This is a genomic window from Burkholderia singularis (genome assembly GCF_900176645.1).
GTDB lineage: Bacteria > Pseudomonadota > Gammaproteobacteria > Burkholderiales > Burkholderiaceae > Burkholderia > Burkholderia singularis.
This window is the reverse complement of record NZ_FXAN01000082.1, coordinates 17,674-35,667: the sequence shown is the minus strand read 5'-3', so window position 1 is coordinate 35,667 and position 17,994 is coordinate 17,674. Positions and strand designations below refer to the sequence as shown.

19 protein-coding genes, 1 tRNA gene and 1 pseudogene are annotated in these 17,994 nt (G+C 63.1%); 6 read left to right on the top strand and 15 right to left on the bottom strand.

Annotated features, from left to right (window positions below; all coding sequences use genetic code 11):
• Positions 1 to 310: hypothetical protein (locus tag BSIN_RS26250; RefSeq protein WP_218192429.1), on the top strand; the 310-nt coding region annotated here is incomplete at its 5' end.
• Positions 311 to 376: 66 nt separating this feature from the next.
• Here BSIN_RS26250 and BSIN_RS17980 read toward each other — a convergent pair.
• From BSIN_RS17980 to BSIN_RS17935, 10 genes are all read right to left on the bottom strand, one after another.
• Entirely contained in the window at positions 377 to 2,395 is a 2,019-nt protein-coding gene (locus tag BSIN_RS17980; RefSeq protein ID WP_256583853.1) for an NAD(P)/FAD-dependent oxidoreductase, read from the bottom strand.
• 204 nt (positions 2,396 to 2,599) lie between these two features.
• The gene (locus BSIN_RS17975) at positions 2,600 to 3,241 is read right to left on the bottom strand and encodes a DUF1109 domain-containing protein (protein WP_089341487.1); all 642 of its coding nucleotides are present in this window, start codon (positions 3,239 to 3,241) and stop codon (positions 2,600 to 2,602) included.
• Positions 3,238 to 3,741, bottom strand: a complete 504-nt coding sequence (locus tag BSIN_RS17970; protein WP_089341486.1) for a DoxX family protein — start codon at positions 3,739 to 3,741, stop codon at positions 3,238 to 3,240. The genes BSIN_RS17975 and BSIN_RS17970 overlap by 4 nt, the downstream gene beginning before the upstream one ends.
• On the bottom strand, positions 3,738 to 4,526 hold the full coding sequence (locus BSIN_RS17965; protein ID WP_089341485.1) for an HvfC/BufC N-terminal domain-containing protein: 789 nt from the start codon (positions 4,524 to 4,526) through the stop codon (positions 3,738 to 3,740). The genes BSIN_RS17970 and BSIN_RS17965 overlap by 4 nt, the downstream gene beginning before the upstream one ends.
• Positions 4,516 to 5,460 (bottom strand): MNIO family bufferin maturase, encoded by a 945-nt coding sequence (gene bufB / locus BSIN_RS17960; RefSeq protein ID WP_089341484.1) that lies wholly within the window; start codon positions 5,458 to 5,460, stop codon positions 4,516 to 4,518. Before bufB ends, BSIN_RS17965 begins: the two co-directional genes overlap by 11 nt.
• Positions 5,461 to 5,488: 28 nt before the next feature.
• Positions 5,489 to 5,800, bottom strand: a complete 312-nt coding sequence (locus BSIN_RS17955) for a BufA1 family periplasmic bufferin-type metallophore (RefSeq protein ID WP_089341490.1) — start codon at positions 5,798 to 5,800, stop codon at positions 5,489 to 5,491.
• A gap of 425 nt (positions 5,801 to 6,225) precedes the next feature.
• Positions 6,226 to 6,867 (bottom strand): DUF1109 domain-containing protein, encoded by a 642-nt coding sequence (locus BSIN_RS17950; protein WP_089341483.1) that lies wholly within the window; start codon positions 6,865 to 6,867, stop codon positions 6,226 to 6,228.
• Positions 6,864 to 7,445 carry a sigma-70 family RNA polymerase sigma factor gene (locus tag BSIN_RS17945; protein WP_089341482.1) on the bottom strand — a complete coding sequence of 194 codons (582 nt, stop codon included), beginning with the start codon at positions 7,443 to 7,445 and terminating at the stop codon, positions 6,864 to 6,866. Before BSIN_RS17945 ends, BSIN_RS17950 begins: the two co-directional genes overlap by 4 nt.
• Positions 7,446 to 7,780: 335 nt before the next feature.
• Positions 7,781 to 8,401: a pyridoxamine 5'-phosphate oxidase family protein gene (locus tag BSIN_RS17940; RefSeq protein ID WP_089341481.1), complete on the bottom strand. Its 621-nt coding sequence runs from the start codon at positions 8,399 to 8,401 to the stop codon at positions 7,781 to 7,783.
• An 87-nt stretch (positions 8,402 to 8,488) separates the two neighbouring features.
• Complete coding sequence (locus tag BSIN_RS17935) at positions 8,489 to 9,040, bottom strand: carboxymuconolactone decarboxylase family protein (protein WP_089341480.1); 552 nt, start codon at positions 9,038 to 9,040, stop codon at positions 8,489 to 8,491.
• Positions 9,041 to 9,159: 119 nt separating this feature from the next.
• Between BSIN_RS17935 and BSIN_RS17930 the strand changes: the two genes are divergently transcribed.
• Positions 9,160 to 10,059, top strand: coding sequence for a LysR family transcriptional regulator (locus BSIN_RS17930; protein WP_089341479.1), 900 nt, complete (start codon positions 9,160 to 9,162; stop codon positions 10,057 to 10,059).
• A gap of 112 nt (positions 10,060 to 10,171) precedes the next feature.
• Positions 10,172 to 10,381, top strand: a pseudogene (locus tag BSIN_RS17925) (transposase); the annotation flags it as partial.
• Between the two features lie 142 nt (positions 10,382 to 10,523).
• Here BSIN_RS17925 and BSIN_RS17920 read toward each other — a convergent pair.
• Positions 10,524 to 10,853: a CHAD domain-containing protein gene (locus BSIN_RS17920; protein WP_089341478.1), complete on the bottom strand. Its 330-nt coding sequence runs from the start codon at positions 10,851 to 10,853 to the stop codon at positions 10,524 to 10,526.
• A 113-nt stretch (positions 10,854 to 10,966) separates the two neighbouring features.
• Between BSIN_RS17920 and BSIN_RS25860 the strand changes: the two genes are divergently transcribed.
• Positions 10,967 to 11,137, top strand: a complete 171-nt coding sequence (locus BSIN_RS25860; RefSeq protein WP_159936003.1) for a hypothetical protein — start codon at positions 10,967 to 10,969, stop codon at positions 11,135 to 11,137.
• A 111-nt stretch (positions 11,138 to 11,248) separates the two neighbouring features.
• On the opposite strand, the gene BSIN_RS17915 is transcribed toward BSIN_RS25860, so the two are convergent.
• From BSIN_RS17915 to acs, 4 genes are all read right to left on the bottom strand, one after another.
• Positions 11,249 to 11,338: transfer RNA gene (locus BSIN_RS17915), tRNA-Ser, on the bottom strand.
• A 95-nt stretch (positions 11,339 to 11,433) separates the two neighbouring features.
• Entirely contained in the window at positions 11,434 to 13,449 is a 2,016-nt protein-coding gene (locus tag BSIN_RS17910; RefSeq protein ID WP_089341477.1) for a sodium:solute symporter family protein, read from the bottom strand.
• A complete protein-coding gene (locus BSIN_RS17905; protein WP_089341476.1) occupies positions 13,443 to 13,814 on the bottom strand; it encodes a DUF4212 domain-containing protein in 372 nt (123 codons plus the stop codon). The genes BSIN_RS17910 and BSIN_RS17905 overlap by 7 nt, the downstream gene beginning before the upstream one ends.
• A 153-nt stretch (positions 13,815 to 13,967) precedes the next feature.
• Entirely contained in the window at positions 13,968 to 15,950 is a 1,983-nt protein-coding gene (gene acs, locus BSIN_RS17900) for an acetate--CoA ligase (RefSeq protein ID WP_089341475.1), read from the bottom strand.
• 280 nt (positions 15,951 to 16,230) lie between these two features.
• On the opposite strand from acs, the gene BSIN_RS17895 reads away from it, so the two are divergent.
• Both BSIN_RS17895 and BSIN_RS17890 read left to right on the top strand, forming a co-directional pair.
• Complete coding sequence (locus BSIN_RS17895; protein WP_059518709.1) at positions 16,231 to 17,130, top strand: DMT family transporter; 900 nt, start codon at positions 16,231 to 16,233, stop codon at positions 17,128 to 17,130.
• Positions 17,131 to 17,356: 226 nt separating this feature from the next.
• Entirely contained in the window at positions 17,357 to 17,941 is a 585-nt protein-coding gene (locus BSIN_RS17890; protein WP_059518707.1) for a TIGR00645 family protein, read from the top strand.
• Positions 17,942 to 17,994: the final 53 nt, after the last annotated feature.

Sequence of the window (17,994 nt, the reverse complement as noted above, 5' to 3'; positions counted from 1 at the left end):
TTTCGCTTTGAACGCCGCTGAGTGCGTCCGTCGGGTTCTCTTCGTCATCTTCCGGGTTCCTTTGCCGGCATTATCGCCGGCTCAGGCCCTGGCCGCCTTACTTATCCAACTGTCCGAATTCGCGAGGCCACTTCTCTCGACCAAGCAATCGAACTTGCCGATCTATACGTGCGCCTCGTCGACCGGGTCGCCAGTCACGGTCTCGATTCCGGTGGGGACGTCGGTCAGCAAGCACGTGTCGAAGGTCGTCGCGGTCACCTACACCAGTTTGACGCCGCCGCCCGAACTGCTCAACGGTATGCCGGACTGAAGCGAAACCTGAGGGAGTCGGTGCGGCCACACCGGCTCCGTACAGCTCTGTGCACCCGGCGGACATTCAATCGGACTGCCTGTCAGAAGCCGGATCGGTTATGAGTCTCGTGCTGCGTCGGTATGTGACATAGGCCCAGAACCAATCCAGCATGACCTTCGCCCGGTTTGGCCCTCCGGTGAGGAACGCGATATGTGCGGCGCCCCAGAACCACCAGGCCGGCGCGCCCCACATACGAATGGGGCCTATCTCCGCCACAGCAGCCTGACGCCCGATCGTTGCCAGGCTTCCAAAATGTTTGTATCGAAAGGGGGGAGGCGGACGGCGCCCCGCAAGCTGCGCGTCGATCACGCGTGCGGCATATTTTCCTTGCTGTTTGGCGGCAGGCGCCAACCCCGGTACCGCTGCTCCTTTCCAACCCAGACTCGACGCCGTATCGCCAATCGCGTAAACGCCTTCCACGGCCGGAACAGAGAGGTCGTCGCTGACTTTGATTCGTCCGGCCCCGTCCTCTGGCTGGTTCAACCATCTGGCAACTGGCGACGCCGCCACCCCGGCAGCCCACAGGATTGTGCGGGATGCAATGCGATCTTTGCCAAGATCGGCGCCATGTTGATCGACGCCCAGCACCTTGGTATCGAGGTACATCGTGACACCCATCTTGCGAAGGGAATGCTCCGCGGCGGCAGACAACGAAGGTGGGAAGGTCGGCAGAACGCGCGGCCCGGCATGAATCAGAATCACCCGCGACGTCGATGGGTCGATCGTGCGATATTCCTGATCCATCGCATGGTGCGCCAATTCCGCAATCGCGCCGGCCAGTTCGACTCCGGTCGGCCCTCCCCCGATGATGACGAAGGTGAGCCACGCGGCACGGGTTGCTTCATCGGCGGCCGATTCCGCCTCTTCAAACGCCCGCAGCAGACGGCTCCTTATCGAGGTTGCGTCCTCTATGCTCTTCAGCCCGGGCGCGTACGATGCCCAGTGATCGTTGCCGAAGTAGCTGTGACGTGCGCCAGTTGCCAGTACGAGATAGTCGAATTTCACCCTGGCCGCGCCGACCAGCACTTCGCGAGTGGTGGCGTCGATGCCGGTGACTCTTCCCAGACGTACCTGGACGTTTCGCTGTCCGCGAAAAAGGCTTCGGATTGGGGTTGCGATTTCCCCGGGCGACAGCGCGGCTGTTGCGATCTGGTACAGCAGCGGCTGAAACAAATGATGGTTCCGTTGATCGATCAGGGTTATCTCGCAGCGTGATTTGCTTAGCCCGCGAACCGTCGCGATCCCGCCGAAGCCACCGCCTACCACCACAACCTGCGGATACCGATCCAACCGGCTTTCTTCTGCCTGCGCGCTGCTGAACACCCAGCGGGCGAACCATCGATCGACCGAGAAGACGCCGGGTCCCGTGGCGACGAACATCAGTAGCAGCAGAAGAATGGCGAGTCTGTCGTCCATGGACATGGCTATGCCGGCGAATGGAACCATGACGGCATAGATCAGCATCGCCGGCCGTGTCATGCAGCCGACTGCGATGCAGAATGCGAGGATCGCGGCGCCCCATGAGGGGTAGACGAACAGGGTTGCCAGCCCGTGATGAGCGGCCTGCGTGAACAGCGAAAGCATCGATGCGGAAGCGAGACTGAGCGATGCCGCGATGCCTGCGCGCGAGACAAGCAGGAGCACAGGTGAAATATATCGTTCGATCAGCTCATAGATTTTCCGGATCTGTCGGACCGGCCCAAGTGGGGCCCACATGAGGCCTCGCGCCAGCAACGCGTCGAGGGACAATGTTCCAGGACCCAGCACGACTAGCCACGCGAGCAGTACAAGCTTGGCTCCGGCTGGACCAAGACCCATCGATCCGTATCCGCCAACGAGCAACACCAGTGCTATGGGGCGGGTCAGGAGACCTGCGGTGAGCAGGAGCGGCACGATACCGTGCAGCGCGGCCTGCACGCTGGATGGCGCATGCAAGGTGGCGCCGGGTAGCCCGACATCATTGCTTGCCGCCATGACCATGATCTGATGCACGAGCACGACCTGTCCGAACCAGACGCGCGTCGCAAGAAGAAGCCAGGGCATGCAAAGAGCGCGTATTGTCGGCGCAAAGCAGACCAGGCGTTTGAGGGCGTTCCGGAGCATACGTCACCATTTTCAGAGAACCATCGAAGCGTGGATGCGCTGTGCCAATTAGATGGAAAGGACTCCAAAGTTATGCTGCGGAGTGACAACGTCGAGGTTCCGGAACCGCCGGCAAAAGCGCGATGCCCGGCGTCTTCGCGAATCTCACCAGCGCAGACAATGCGGCGCGATAGCCGTGCCGACGGCGGTCGTGATGACGATCGCGAGCACGTACCAGACACCCCAGAACGGCGCCGCCATCTCCGAGCAATACAGCGAGTAGACGAGCAATCCCTGCGCGCCTGCCAGGACACCCGCGCCCGCGCCGGTCAGCGCGAGACGCGTCGGCGTGAGCTGCCTCATCGCGTGCAGCATCGCAACGAGCGAGGGCAGCGCGAGCAGCACGACGCTCGCCGTCGTCGTGCGCCAGGTCGTGCCGAGCATCAGCTGCAGCCGGTACCCCGGCGGCGTCGCCAGCAGGATGCCGCCCGCGGCGAGTACCATCGCGGCAATGGGCAGCGCCACCGCGAACCAGGCAAGCCCGAGCCGCGCGCCGGGGCGGCCGAGCCGCTCCGCGAGCTTCATGGCCGCGGCGATGACCGCGAGTGGGAACGAGAGGCGCACCCAGAACATCCTCGTGAGGATCAGCTCGGGCATGTCGCTGCGCACGCCGTACAGCGCAACCAGCAGGACCGTGCTGCCGGCAAGGCCGTACATCAGCGCGCGATTGAGTCGCCTCGGGACGGCGTTGCGCTCGACGGGCGATGCGTCGCTCGCGAGCCGGGCGACCAGGTCTCGCGTTTTCATGACCGGTACGCGCGGTCTCCGAGCAAGTAGTCGATCGAAATCACGCCCGGACCCCATGCGGCGATGCCGAGCGCCATGGCGGCCCATGTGATGTGGATCGGCCAGCCGTCCGGCACCGTCAGCTCGATGATGCAGGTCATCAGCAGCAATCCGGCGGCGGCGAAGCGCGTGCCGAATCCGAGCACGAGCAGCACCGGGAAACCAACCTCGCCGCACGCGGACAGGAACGCAACGACGGCCGGCGCCGGGAACGGATAGGGGCCGCCGGGCAGATGAAGCTTGAATTCGTCGGTGAAGAGATCGATAGCCGTATCGTTGAGCTGCAGAAAACCGTGCCACTTGAGAATGCCCGATTTCCAGAACGGCACGGCGAGCGCGAGGCGCAGCACGAGCTGCACGAACGACGGTTGCGCGAGCCGCTCGATGAAGCGCCGCGCGCACCCGATCGCGTGCGCGACGTTGCCCGGAAAGGACGGGCTGGAGTCTTGTCGAGGCGTCATGCTGATTGCTCCCCTAGTTGAACGGCCGCGAACACGCCAGCCGAAATCATCGCGGCCAGGTTGGCCGTCAGGTCGAAAGTGTCGGTCTCCTCGAAGGCTGCTTGCGCGGCGGCGCCGAGCGGCATGCCCTCGATGAGCGCGATGAGAAACACGGCGCCGCCCGCGGGCAGGCGCGAGACAATCACGTCGTCGTCGGGACGCGTGACGAGCGCGTCTTCTGCATCGCCCGAATGCAGCGGGGTGACGGGGCCGTCCGCCCGGTTCATCGCGAAGATCGCGACGGCCGGGTAACGCGAGCGCACGATGCGCGCGGCCGGATGCGGGACGAAGCGCACCTGCGCGAGCGAACCCGGATCGATGCTCGCGAATGCCTCGGCCGCGAGCGGCGCGGCATCCGCGGCGTGATAGGCGTCGAGCCAGGCGCGCTCGATGCGTGCCGTATCCGCGAGCCAGGGCATGTCGCGCGCATATTCGTACGTTTCGATGAACGAGGGAAAATCGCGCCCGTACTCGAACAGGAGAGGCGAAACCGGCGGCGTAGCACGTACGTGAAAGCGTGCCATCGCGCGGAAGAACTCGACGCCCGTGATGCGCTGCACGGCGGGATAAATCGCGGCCAGCGCATCGATGAGGCTGACCGTGACGTTGTTACGATAGACGTTGTAGCACGGGTCGACGCTCTTGCCGCGGGCCGCTACGACGCCTTCCGGCGTGGCGAGTTCCGGGTTCGTCAGTCCCGGCGCGAAGGTCGCCGCGTAGTGGCTCGCGCGCTGTTCAGACTTCATGGCCGGTGCGCTCCCGGTGAGACAAGTCGGACTCGCGCGCGTATCGGGCCTCATGCTCCAACACAATCCGCCGCGCTGCCAGCGCCTGGGCGCGCAGTTCGGCCCAAGCCGGCAGCTGGCTGTCCCACTCGATCAGCGTCGGCATCGGCCCGGTGCGCGCGATCACATCGCGGTAGAGCGCCCACACCGGATCGGCGACCGCGCGGTCGTGACTGTCGATGAGCAGCGGCGCATGCCCGACGTACTGTTCGCTGTGGCCGGCCAGATGAATCTCGCCCACGTATTCGAGCGGAAAATCCGCTAAATAGGCGCGCGCCGGATAACCGTGATTGGTCGCCGAAACGAACACGTTGTTGATGTCGAGCAGCAGTGCGCAGCCGGTGCGCTGTGCGACTGCGCGGATGAATTCCGTCTCGATCATTGTCGACGACGCGAACGCCACATACGTCGAAGGATTTTCGAGCAGCATCGGGCGCTTGATGGCTTCCTGCACCTGATCGATGTGTTCGCAGACTGTGTCGAGCGTTGCCTTCGTGTAGGGCAGCGGCAGCAGGTCGTTGAAGAACGTGCCGCCGTGCGAGGACCACGCAAGATGTTCGGAAACCAACGCGGGTTCGTAGCGCGCGACCAGCTCGCTGAAGCGCGCGAGGTGGCCGGCGTCGAGCCCGTCTGATCCGCCGATCGACATGCACACACCGTGCAGCGAAATCGGATAGCGCTCGCGGATCGCGTTCAACGCGCGATGCGGCGGGCCGCCGGCGCCCATATAGTTCTCGGCGTGCACCTCGAAGAAGGCGTCCTGCGGCCCGTCTTCGAGAATTGCCGCGAGATGTTCGTGCTTGAAGCTCGTGCCGACGAGCCCGGCTGCGCCGGGCACCGCGCGACGGGGACGGCCGGACGCATCGGTCGCCGCTGATCGGGTGAAAGCGTTCATGGCCGTCCCGTCTCGCTCGTCGTTGCGATCAGGACTTGATCGGCGTAAGCGAGCCGTGGCCGCCGCCCGGCACGACGATGCTCGCGCAGGTGCCGCCCTGGACGAACTTCCACGAGTTGCCCTGAAAATCGACCGTCGACGTACCCTGGCAGGTCGTACCCGGACCTGCGGCGCAGTCGTTTTGTCCCTTCAGGGCGACGCCGAAGCACTTTTCCTTGTGAGCGGCGACGGCAGCGCTCATCTCTTCCTTCGTGAGCGGCGCGGCATGAGCGACCGAAGCGAGCAGGCTTGCAACGGCGCCAGCGAGCAAGGCGGAACTAACAGTGGTCTTTGCGGACATGAAATCTCTCCAGTAGTCGGGATGGAAGGTATCCGTGATCAACAGATACGCTGGTTAATTCGATAGCTTTCGACGGCTGGTTACAGTCGGCACATTTTTTTATGCGACGGACGATTAGCATGCCCCATGAAGCATTAAGCGAGCCCGCGCTGTAACCGCCGCGGCGGTTCGAACAACCAACTACAGGAGCAGCGACGCAGCGCGGCCAATCACGGCGTGCCCAGTGTGCCGGAACGGCAATCCGCAACGGGCTACTTGTGTTGGTTGCCGAATTTGCGCCAGCGCCGGGATCGGCGTCACAGGCTGCAATCTGCAGTGCAACGACCGGTGTGGGGGGGGGGGGGACTAATAATATAGATAACTAATCGTTCGGAAGATCGGCGATATGCATGACCTTCGCAGTCAAGCGCCGCCGGCGCACCGGCCTACCAGCGCAGTATTCGGGCACCGATCAGCGCGCCGATGCTCGCCGGAATCAGCATGCCGAGCAAGTACCAGACGCTCCAGAAAGCCGGGCTCATTTCAGGGCAGTGAAAGCAGTAGGCGACAGTGCTGATCGAACTCGCGAGCAATCCGCATACGGCGCCCGCAAGCCGCGGCCGCGTGGGCGCTAGCCCGCGCACGGCCCACATGATCGCCGCGAAGCCCGGCAGTGAAAGCAGCAGGATGTTGAAGGGACACACGCGCCACGATTGCCCGAGCACCGCCGGTAGCCGGTCCTGCGGCAACGCTGCGGCGACAACCGCGATGCCCGCGATCCAGACGAGCAGCACGGGGGCCGCCATCACGGGCCAACCCGAGCCGACCCGAGCACCGGGCCGCGCGAGCCGTATGGCGCTGATTCCCGCACCGATCGCAACGCACAGCGGAAACGCGAGCTTTTCCCAGAAGAGCGCGGTGCGCGCGACGACGGCGAGATCCGGCCGGATGCCAAGGAGCGCAATCATCAGCAGTGTCGCACCGGTGGCCGCGAGCAGAAGCGCGATGCCGAACCGCCGCGCGGGGACGCCACCCTTTACCGGCGCGATGCCGGTCGACAGCAGGTCGACGAGATCGTCCGTTCTCATGCGACACCCCGCACGCGCGCAGCCAGCACCTTGAGTCCGCGATGGATGTTGACCTTGACGGCCGACTCCGTGAGCCCGGTCAGGCGAGCCGCCTCGGCCACCGAAAGTCCCTCGAGTTTGACGTGCAAAATCGACAGCCGCTGCTTGTCGGGCAGGTGATCGAGCAGCTTGCCGATGTCGCGGCGCGCATCGGCCGGCTCGCCGTCGGATTCGGAAAAAATGGTCTCGTGATCGTCGAGCGGCTCGTGTAACGATTCCCGCCGCGAGCGTGTCCTGAAGAAGTCTATCAATTTATAGCGGGCGATTGCGTGAACCCAGGCCGTCAGCGGGTCATCTGGCCGGAAGGTGTGGCGCGCATTGTGCACCGCGAGCAGAATTTCCTGGACGAGGTCTTCGACATCCTCGTGGAAGTGGGGAATCCGCTTGCGCAGATAACCCCGCAGGTGACGCGTCAGCTCGTCCAGGAATAATCGGTAGTCGGTTGCGTTGCCAGCGAGACCGCCGACGAACAACGCTTTCAGACGCAGCTCCGCGCAATGCAGCGTGCGTACGCCGGAGTCGTTGGACAAAGTAGTCATGAACTGCCTTCGCCTGGCGAATGCGCAAACGCGAGGTCGTTGCCGCTCAAGCGGCCCGCAATCAGCACGCTTGAGTTCCTGATGTCCATTGCCGTCACCCCTTGTCCGATCGACGCGCACGCGCCGCCATTCGGGCAGGCGGCGGTGCGTTTCCTGTTTCTTTGACTATAGGCGGGCCGATTCCTTTCGTCGAATGGAGGTTAAACCCGCCTATCAACTCGAATGACATGCTTGGAACGGCCCTCGTTCGAGGTTGGTAAAGTTACGGTCGCCGCAAGCCGCTTCATGGAAAACGAAATCATCTGCTGCACTGCCACCGATGGCACGCATTCCTGTCACGCACTGACTCTTCCACGCAGGCGTTCGACCTCCGCTTCCAGTTCGCGAATACGGCCATCCCGTTCATCGAGTGCCGCACGAACGTCCGCTGCCTCGAAGCGTTGCGGGATGTGCCGGGGACAATTGGCATCCCACAATGAAACCTTGAAAACGATGGCTCGCTCGGCACGGGCTCGATAATCCTGAGGCATCAGCCTGGCAACCAGTTTTGTATCCTCGTCGATATACGCATCGCCCCAGATCTTGATCCGCTGGCGGCGAGCGTAGTCGATCAGGAACAGGAAAGCTTTCCGGTTGTCGGCCAGATTTCCGGTCGTGATGTACTGCTCGTTTCCGGAATAATCAGCGAATGCGACCGTCTTCTCGTCGACGACATGCAGGAATCCAGGTGGCCCACCACGATGCTGGATATAGGGTTGCCCATCGCCGTTTGCGGTCGAGAAGAATACGCTCGTCTGTCGACGGATAAAGTCCGCACACTCAGGCGTGATGGTCGTTTCCCATGCACCTTCGTGCTCGCGGCGTGCATAGGTTTCTCGCGAGCCGTAGCGCTCCTGAAGCGATTTGACGGAAGGTGTGAACACCATGTCACTGGGATATTTCCGCGGACTGCCCATCTTGCCCTCCGTCCAATTCAGTTTGCGCCATGAAACAAGTGCGGCTGATGCTCATGGCACCGGCGGCATCGACTTCATCTCTGCGCCCTATGCCTTCCTGGCATGCACGACGGGGAAGTCGATCTCGGTTCCGGCAACCGTGTTGATGTAGTTTGTCCAGATGTTGAGCGCCACGTTCAGTACGATCTCGACCACAGCAGCGTCGCTGTAGCCAGCAGACTTGACAGCCTTCAGGTCTGCATCCGACACGCGTCCGCGCGCGTCCGCCACCTTCATCGCGAACAGCACAGCGGCGGCAGCCTTCGGATCATTCGAACCGCCGTTGCGGTTCGCGGTAATTTCGGCGTCGTCGAGCTTCGCGACGTTCTTCCCGAGGTACGTGTGAGCTGACAGGCAGTAATCGCAGCCGTTGATCTCGGCCACTGCCAACGCGATACGCTCGCGCGTCTGCCCCGACAGCTCGCCTTTGCCGAGCGTGCCCATCAGGCTCAGATAGCCTTCGAGTGCCGCCGGGCTGTTGCCGACCATGCGGAACAGGTTGGGCACAACACCCAGTTGCTTGTTGACGGCTTCGAGCAGACCGTGCGAGGCGACCGGAGCGTCAGCGACGGTAGCGGGGGTAGAGATACGGGACGACATGGCGAAATCTCCTTTGACAACAACGTTGCTGTGAACGACCGGAGACGATCTTACGGACTCCCTGATTCAAAGAGAATCCGCTAATATCGAGAATCATTCTTTCATATATCGAGAGGACAATGGACCGACTCGAAGCAATGTCCATCCTGATCGAAGTCGTTGAGGCCGGGAGCCTGTCGGCGGCGGGTCGCCGGCTGGGTATGCCGCTTCCGACGGTCAGCCGCAAGGTGGGTGAGCTAGAGGCCTATCTGAAAACTCGTCTGCTGAACCGGACAACGCGGCAGCTCTCGCTGACCGAGGCCGGTGCCGCGTATGTCGCAACCTGTCGCCGTATCCTTGAGGAAGTCGGAGAGGCCGAACGTGCGGCGACGGGGGAATATGCAGCGCCAAGGGGATACCTTGTCATCACAGCTCCCATGGTTTTCGGGCGGTTGCATGTGGCACCTGTACTGGCGGACTTTCTGGCCCACTATCCTGAAATCGACGCGCGCCTGTTCCTGACGGATCGCAACACACACATGCTGGAAGAACATATTGACGTTGCCGTGCGTGTTGGCTCGCTTCCTGACAGTGCGCTCGTGGCTGTTAACGTCGGGCAATTGCGCCTGGTTGTATGCGCGAGCCCAACCTACCTGGCGAACCGCGGGGAACCTGCCAAACCGGACGAACTGGCGAATCATGCATGCGTCGCCTTCGAGGGCCTGACATCGGCGCGTGCGTGGAATTTTCTTGTGGGGAAAACCGAACGTACGGTGCAGATCCACCCGCGCCTTGTGACCAATACCGCGGAATCCGCAATGGACACGGCGGCGCTTGGCGTCGGCCTGACGCGCGTCTTGTCCTATCAGGCAGCGGCGGCTGTACGTGAAGGAAAATTACGGCTCGTGCTGGAAAAGTTCGAACCGCCACCAGTCCCGATCAGTCTTGTCCATACCGGACAATTGCCGGTGCCGCTCAAGATAAGGGCATTTTTAGATTTCGCGCGGCCTCGACTTCAGGCTCGTCTGGTTGCTCTTTGACAACTGGCTTGCGGAACCTTTCGCGCGCGGCACCCACGCTGATTCATGCGCATGTTTGAACGCCTTCCGTCACTACTTTTAACGACTGGAGCCGCCATGACGCGTCCCAACTTGTGATCCGCAGAGCCCTTGGCAACGTGGCTCGAACGAGAACACAAATGGGCTCCTCAGGCAGTATTTCCCAAAGGGGATCGACCTCTCGGCCTATTCGCGGGCCAAGCTCAACGCTGTTGCCAGGCGGCTCAATGAGCGTCCTCGAAAGACACTAGACTCCGATACACCGGCTGAGCGCTTTCAGCAATTCGTTGCATCGACGGGTTGAATCCGCAAGCTTCAACCGACGCTCGCCCTGTCGCGTCCAGTCTGACAGGCGTTCTACGAATTACCTGCGCTATCAGCACGCCTGAGATCGCGAGGGCTTCGTCGCGGCATTGTCAGGTTCGTCACATTGAGTGATTTTCAAGCTATCGAGCGCGACGCAGCGTTTCGTACGCTCGGGTCATATGTCGTTTCTTTTGGCCGTGCAGATATCTGACAGCTTCATCCACGATTTCATGCTGGCCAAATTGAGACGCATTTTGACGAAGCAACGTCTCGCTCGCCACGACATCGTTCAGCTCGCCCAACTCGTCCTGGGTGGCCTTTAATCGTTCGATCGTTTCGCGATGGTCAATGCCGAGCACTGGCGAGAAAAACTCGAGCAGATACCGCAATTTCTTTCCAGCAATGCGGACTTCGTGAAGCGCTGCATAGCTCGATGGATAGTGCCCATGGCCATGGTTCGATAAACGGATGGCAAGTCTGTGCGCCGGTTGCGACCATGTGGCTTAGTAGCGACCTGGGGACATTCCAAATGCTATCCAACGGAAATCAATGGCCCAGTAGCTGGCGGTTCGGCGATCATGATATGGACAAGTATCAGGCGCGTATCGAAGCCATTGTGGCGACCTGGAAATTTTGTCAGCGAACGGATGGTGCGGAGCCGGAGACGCTCAGCCGCCACTCATCCACCGGAATTTTGTTGGAGGCGAGCCGAGAGAGCCGGTGGAGCGACGGGATTGATGACGGCCAGATTTAGACCTGTTTTGATGCCGCGATTCTCGTGCGATTGTGGACCGGAATCGACAGGAAACTACGGTAATTAATCGCAGCCTGGAACCTTGACAATCTTGATTTATAAGATTTTTTTTGGCGGAGAGAGGGGGATTCGAACCCCCGATAGGCTTTCACCTATACACGCTTTCCAGGCGTGCGACTTAAACCACTCATCCATCTCTCCAGCAAGACCGAGAGTATAACAAATTCCGCCGCCCTTCTGCCAAACATCGAGTCTGAGCGAGGATGGGCGTCCACGCCGCCCGCAATCTCAGCGGTTCACGGATGCCGGATGTAATCGACCAGCGCATCCGTATACGCGTCCGGCCGCCGATCGAGCAAACTGACGGCGATCGCCACCGCAAAGCCCGCCGGCACGCCGAACACGCCTGAGCTGATCGGATCGATGCCGAACCATCTCGGCCCTGCGAAGCCCGTGATCTGCGTGAATAGCGGGTACGTCGACACAATGTAATAAACGCACACCGCCAGCCCCGTCACCATCGCCGCAACCGCGCCGCGCGTCGTCGTGCGTTTCCAGAACACGCCGAGCACCAGCACCGGGAAAAAACTCGACGCAGCAAGAGAAAACGCCGCGCCGACTAGAAACAAAATCTTCCCGGTATTCAACGAGGCAACATACGAAGCGAACAGCGCAACGCCCAGCAATAACACCTTCGAGATCGTCACGCGCCGCTGGCTCGTCGCATCCGGCGCGACCATGCAGTAATAGACGTCGTGCGACAGCGCATTCGCAATCGTCAGCAGCAATCCGTCCGCCGTCGACAGCGCCGCGGCAAGCGCGCCCGCGGCGATCAAGCCCGACATCACGTATGGCAGCCCCGCGATCTCGGGCGCCGCCAGCACGACGATATCGGGCTGCATCCGTATCTCCGACCAATGAACGACGCCATCGCGAAGCTGATCGGTGATGCTGACAAGCTCAGGCTCGAAGCGGTGCCATTGCGTGACCCACGCAGGCAGATCGGCGAACGGCAGCCCGACCAGATTCGACAAGATCTCGTATTTGATCAGCACCGCCAGCACCGGCACCGTCAGGTAAAACAGCGCGATGAAAAACAGCGTCCAGCCGACCGAACGCCGTGCGGATGCCACCGATGTCGTCGTGTTGTAACGCGTGAGAATGTGCGGCAAGCTCGCCGTGCCGATCGACAAGCAAAGCAGCAACGCCAGAAAATTCCGCTCGCGCAGCCGATGATCGGCGTCATTGGTGGCGGGGAACGGCTGATGCATCGGCACTGGATCGGCGGCGCGCGCGAGCAGATCGTCGCGCGTCTGCTCCCACGCGGCGCGCGCCGCCGCCGGATCACGCGGAAACTCGGCAAGCGAGCGCTCGCGCTGCCGGATCTCGCGCAGCGGCCCGTTGTGCTCGCGCAATTGCGCCACCTCGCCAACGAGCCGCGCACGCGCGTCGTCATACGACGCCGGCAGCCGATCGAGCTGCGCCTGGATCTCGGCGGCCTGCTGCCGATAGGCGTCGCGTACCTGCCGCTCGCGCGGCGCGTCGCGCACCTGCGTCTCAAGCGCCTCGACGCGCGACATCAACTGCCCATAGGTGAATTGCGGCACGGGGCCAAGCCCGTGCTTCATCGCGATCAACGAAACCGGCAGCAGAATCGCGACGATCAGAATGACGTACTGCGCAACCTGGGTCCAAGTGACCGCGCGCATTCCACCGAGAAACGAGCAGACGAGAATGCCCGCCAGCCCGCAGAAAATGCCGATTGCGAAATCCACGCCGATGAAGCGCGTGGCGATCAGGCCGATGCCCTGTATCTGCGCGACGAGGTAGACAAACGAGCACAGGATCGCCGCGAACGCCGCGAGCGCGCGTACGAGCGTGCTCGAATAGCGCGTGCCGAGGAAGTCGGGAATCGTGTAACGCGCGAGCTTGCGTACATATGGCGCAAGCAGGAACGCGACGAGGCAGAAGCCGCCCGTCCAGCCCATCAGATACGCGAGCGCGTCGTAGCCGGTTGCGTACAGCGAGCCGGCCAGGCCGATGAACGATGCGGCGGACAGCCAATCGGCGGCGGTCGCCATCCCGTTGAACATCGACGGCACGCGCCGCCCGGCGACGTAGTATTCGACGAGATCCGACGTGCGCGACAGCAGCCCGATCGCCGCATAAACCGCAATCGGCACGAACAGGAACACATAGCCGATCCAAACGCCGGAGCCTGTCGCGCGCTCGATGCGCCCGAGCAGCAGCACGAACGCGATGAAGCCTGCGCTATACAGCGCATAAGCGCGAACGAGCCGGTTCGTCAGCATGGGCCGGGGTCCGTCGGCGCGGCGGCATCGCGTTCCTGACGTGCCGCGTAGGCGTCGTAAGCGTGCCGCAGCGTCTTGTCGGCACGCTGCATCAGCACGATATAGACGACGATCAGCGCCACATAGACAAGAATCGCGCCTTGCGCGCCGAGATAGAACGGCAGACTAAAGCCCGCGAAGCGCAGATGCGCGAGCGCGGTCGCGAAAAACGGCACGATAAACGAGACCAATGCGCCCGTCGCGCTCAACACGGCGATCAGCGCGACATTGAAGCGCCAGTAGCGCGCATGCGCACGCGCAAGCGGCTCGGGTACAAGCGGCGGCTCGGCGGGATGCGCAGGCGTCGGGGACGATGAAGCGGCCATGCGCTTGTGTAGCAAAAAGCCCCGGCGCGGACAATCGGGATTGCCGCGCAGGGGCTTGTTCCGGCGGTGGTGCGGATGTCCCGGGCGCCCGTCAATGGCGGTGCCGGGCCCGCCTGCACCAATACGGCCGTCGGTCACGCCGGAAAAGGCGGCTCAACGCACCTCGGCAAGCTGCTCCAGGATCGCAGGGTTCTCGAGCGTCGACGTATCCTGCGTGATCGCCTCGCCCTTCGCCAGCGAACGCAACAGACGCCGCATGATCTTGCCCGAGCGGGTCTTCGGCAGGTTGTCGCCGAAGCGGATGTCCTTCGGCTTCGCGATCGGTCCGATTTCCTTGCCGACCCAGTCGCGCAACACTTTCGCGAGCGCCGCCGCCTCGTCGCCCACCGGGCGCGCGCGCTTGAGCACGACGAACGCGACGACCGCCTCGCCGGTGGTGTCGTCAGGCCGGCCGACCACCGCCGCCTCGGCCACCAGTTCGTGCGAGACGAGCGCCGATTCGATCTCCATCGTGCCGAGCCGGTGCCCCGACACGTTCAGCACGTCGTCGATGCGGCCCATGATCGTGAAATAGCCGGTGTCCTTGTCGCGCACGGTGCCGTCGCCCGCGAGATAGAGCTTGCCGCCGAGTTCGTCGGGGTAGTAGCTCTTGCGAAAACGCTCCGGGTCGCCCCAGATCGTGCGCGCCATCGACGGCCACGGCCGTTTGACGACGAGAATCCCGCCCTGGCCGTTCGGCACGTCCTGGCCGGTCTCGTCGACGACGGCTGCCATGATGCCGGGCAGCGGCAGCGTGCACGAGCCGGGCACGGTCGGCGTCGCGCCGGGCAGCGGCGTGATCATGTGGCCGCCGGTCTCGGTCTGCCACCAGGTATCGACGACCGGGCAGCGCTCGCCGCCGACGTGCTTGTGATACCAGATCCACGCTTGCGGATTGATCGGCTCGCCGACGGTGCCGATGATCCGCAGGCTCGACAAGTCATAGCGCTTCGGATGCACCGCCTCGTCGGCTTCGGACGCCTTGATCAGCGAACGGATCGCGGTCGGCGCGGTATAGAACACGCTCACTTTGTGCTCGCCGATCATCTTCCAGAAACGGCCGCTGTCCGGATAGGTCGGCACGCCCTCGAACACGACCTGCGTCGCGCCGATCGCGAGCGGCCCGTATGCGATATACGAATGGCCGGTGATCCAGCCGATATCGGCGGTACACCAGAACACGTCGTCCGGCTTCCAGTCGAACGTCCATTTCATCGTCTGCGCGGCCCACAGCAGATAGCCGGCGGTGCTGTGCTGAATGCCCTTTGGCCGGCCGGTCGAGCCTGACGTATACAGAATGAAGAGCGGATGCTCGGCGCCGACCCACTCGGGCTCGCACGCGTCGGATTCGTTCGCGACGAGTTCGTGCATCCAGACGTCGCGGCTTTCATGCCAATCGATCTTGCCGCCCGTGCGGCGATAGACGATCACGCTCTTCACCGCGTCGCAGCCGCCCATCGCCAGCGCCTCGTCGGCGATGTGCTTGAGCGGCAGCGTCTTGCCGCCGCGCAGTTGCTCGTCGGCGGTGACGAGCGCGGTCGCGCCGACGTCGACGATGCGCTCGTGCAGCGATTTCGCCGAAAAACCGCCGAACACGACCGAATGCGTCGCGCCGATCCGCGCGCACGCCTGCATCGCAACGATGCCTGCGACCGACATCGGAATATAGATGACGACGCGGTCGCCTCGGCCGACGCCGCGCTTTTTCAGCGCGTTCGCGAAACGGCAAACGCGCGCGAGCAAATCGGCATACGTGACGCGCGTGACGGCGCCATCGTCGGCCTCGAAGATCACCGCGACGCGATCGCCGCGCCCTGCGGCGACATGTCGATCGAGACAGTTGTACGATGCGTTCAACTCTGCGTCGCCGAACCATTGGTAAAACGGTGCGTTCGTCTCGTCGAGCACCGTGCTGAACGGCTTATGCCATTCGAGCGTCTCGCGCGCAAGACGCGCCCAAAATCCTTCGTAATCGCGCTCGGCCTCTTCGGCAAGCGCGCGATAAGCCGCCATCCCCGAAATGGCCGCGGCCTTCTCGAGGGCGGCGGGCGGCGCGAACTGGCGGCGTTCGTGCAGAACCGATTCAATCACAGACATCGACTACCCCTTGATGATATGGACCCACTCACTACGTGCAGCGCGATTGAGCGCGCCGTGCACGGCTGGCTGACGCGTGATGCGGCATGATGCGCGTGTCTCCTCAATGCCCGCCGCGATTACCGGGCGGCGCGATGTTGCATTGCATCACGCCGCCCGGCCGTACTCACGATAGCCGCTCGAACTTACCCGTCACTTACGCGACGCGCGCGTCGGCGACGCTTTACGCTGGCTTGCACACGTTTCACAATGCTAGCTGAATTTGTGCTCCGGACTCCAATTGAATCGCTACGCCCTCTTTCTCATCGTGTCGATGCTGCTGGTCGGCAGCAACGTCGGCATCGGCAAATCGATCGTCGTATTCGTTCCCGTCGCCATTCTCGCCACGCTGCGCTTCGTGGTTGCGAACGCGGTGCTCTGGCCGCTGTTCAGCCCCGTCAAGATGCGCACCGTCAAGCGCGGCGAATGGCTGAACCTCTTTCTGCAAGCGTTCTTCGGCACCTTCATGTTCACGCTGCTGATGCTCAACGGCGTGCAACGCACGAGCGCGGTCGCGGCAGGCGTCATCACGAGCACGATCCCCGCGGTCGTCGCGCTGTTCGCATGGCTGTTTCTGCGCGAAAAACCGGATGGGCGCGCGCTCGTGTCGATCGCGCTCGCGATCGTCGGCGTGGTGACGATCAATGTCGCCAACAGCGGCGCGGCCGAAGGCGGCGCGCCCGCAGGCTCGCTCGCAGGCAATCTGCTGATGCTCGGCGCGGTCTGCTGCGAATCGATCTACGTGATCCTGTCGCGGCGCCTCACGCAAACGCTCGCGCCCATCGACATCTGCGCATACACCCACCTGTTCGGCCTGCTGCTGATGCTGCCGCTCGGCGCCGGCGCGCTGTGGCATTTCGATTACGCCAGCGTGCCAGCAGGCATCTGGGCGCTCGTCGTCTGGTACGGGCTGTCCGCGAGCATCTTCTCGTTCTGGCTGTGGATGAAAGGCATCCGCTACGTGCCGGGCAGCCTCGCGGGCGTGTTCAGCGCGGTACTGCCGATCGCCGCCGCCGTCTACGGAATCGCATTCCTCGGCGAGCGCCCGACGCTCGCGCACGGCTTCGCGCTCGCGTGCGTCGTGACGGGCATCGTGCTCGCGAGCCTGCGCGTGAGGCGCTCGCCGCGCGTGTCGCCCTGAGCGGCTGCCCGGCCGCCCATCGGCTGCGCATCGCCCCCCGCATCGGTCCGGCGCGCAATCCGTTCGAACCCGCGCCGAACCGGCCATGAGCCGCCGTTGCAGCCATCCCGGTCGGGCGCGCGTCAGCGGCGCGCGCCACACGCGCCGCGCCGCCTCGATGCCGGCCGACGCGTTACAATAACGCGCTTTTTTCCAAAAACGCTTCATATCCCCGCTTCGCTCGACCATGTCTGCCGCCCCAAACCACTCGCCCCGCAAGATGCGCCCGCTGCCTGCCCTCATCTTCATGAGCCGCTGGCTGCAAGTGCCGCTATATCTGGGCCTGATCGTCGCGCAAGCCGTCTATGTGTTCCTGTTCCTGAAAGAAGTCTGGCATCTGCTGACGCACGCGGCGGGGCTCGACGAAGTCAGCGTGATGCTCGCCGTGCTCGGCCTGATCGACGTCGTGATGATCTCGAATCTGCTCATCATGGTGATCGTCGGCGGATATGAAACTTTCGTGTCGCGCCTGGGCGTCGAAGGTCATCCGGACGAGCCCGAATGGCTCGATCACGTGAATGCGGGCGTGCTGAAGGTGAAGCTGTCGATGGCGCTCATCAGCATCTCGTCGATCCATCTGCTGAAGACCTTCATCAATCCGGACCAGCACACCCAGCACGCCATCATGTGGCAAGTGGTGATCCATGCGGCCTTCCTCGTGTCGGCACTCGTGATGGCATGGGTCGACCGCCTGACGACGCACACGCATCCGCAGCACTTCCACGAGGATGCTGCGCTGCATCCGGTGCAGTTGCGCGAGCCGGCGCAATGAGCCGCGGCCAGCCGGCCTGAATCGATTCCCATAGTCCCCATAGAGTCCCAGCC

Excerpts from the sequence above, each read along its gene's own strand:
- BSIN_RS17980 (WP_256583853.1), bottom strand. The coding sequence starts at position 2,395 with ATGCCCTGGCTTCTTCTTGCGACGCGCGTCTGGTTCGGACAGGTCGTG.
- BSIN_RS17975 (WP_089341487.1), bottom strand. The coding sequence starts at position 3,241 with ATGAAAACGCGAGACCTGGTCGCCCGGCTCGCGAGCGACGCATCGCCC.
- BSIN_RS17970 (WP_089341486.1), bottom strand. The coding sequence starts at position 3,741 with ATGACGCCTCGACAAGACTCCAGCCCGTCCTTTCCGGGCAACGTCGCG.
- BSIN_RS17965 (WP_089341485.1), bottom strand. The coding sequence starts at position 4,526 with ATGAAGTCTGAACAGCGCGCGAGCCACTACGCGGCGACCTTCGCGCCG.
- bufB (WP_089341484.1), bottom strand. The coding sequence starts at position 5,460 with ATGAACGCTTTCACCCGATCAGCGGCGACCGATGCGTCCGGCCGTCCC.
- BSIN_RS17955 (WP_089341490.1), bottom strand. The coding sequence starts at position 5,800 with ATGTCCGCAAAGACCACTGTTAGTTCCGCCTTGCTCGCTGGCGCCGTT.
- BSIN_RS17950 (WP_089341483.1), bottom strand. The coding sequence starts at position 6,867 with ATGAGAACGGACGATCTCGTCGACCTGCTGTCGACCGGCATCGCGCCG.
- BSIN_RS17945 (WP_089341482.1), bottom strand. The coding sequence starts at position 7,445 with ATGACTACTTTGTCCAACGACTCCGGCGTACGCACGCTGCATTGCGCG.
- BSIN_RS17940 (WP_089341481.1), bottom strand. The coding sequence starts at position 8,401 with ATGGGCAGTCCGCGGAAATATCCCAGTGACATGGTGTTCACACCTTCC.
- BSIN_RS17935 (WP_089341480.1), bottom strand. The coding sequence starts at position 9,040 with ATGTCGTCCCGTATCTCTACCCCCGCTACCGTCGCTGACGCTCCGGTC.
- BSIN_RS17930 (WP_089341479.1), top strand. The coding sequence starts at position 9,160 with ATGGACCGACTCGAAGCAATGTCCATCCTGATCGAAGTCGTTGAGGCC.
- BSIN_RS25860 (WP_159936003.1), top strand. The coding sequence starts at position 10,967 with ATGGACAAGTATCAGGCGCGTATCGAAGCCATTGTGGCGACCTGGAAA.
- BSIN_RS17910 (WP_089341477.1), bottom strand. The coding sequence starts at position 13,449 with ATGCTGACGAACCGGCTCGTTCGCGCTTATGCGCTGTATAGCGCAGGC.
- BSIN_RS17905 (WP_089341476.1), bottom strand. The coding sequence starts at position 13,814 with ATGGCCGCTTCATCGTCCCCGACGCCTGCGCATCCCGCCGAGCCGCCG.
- acs (WP_089341475.1), bottom strand. The coding sequence starts at position 15,950 with ATGTCTGTGATTGAATCGGTTCTGCACGAACGCCGCCAGTTCGCGCCG.
- BSIN_RS17890 (WP_059518707.1), top strand. The coding sequence starts at position 17,357 with ATGTCTGCCGCCCCAAACCACTCGCCCCGCAAGATGCGCCCGCTGCCT.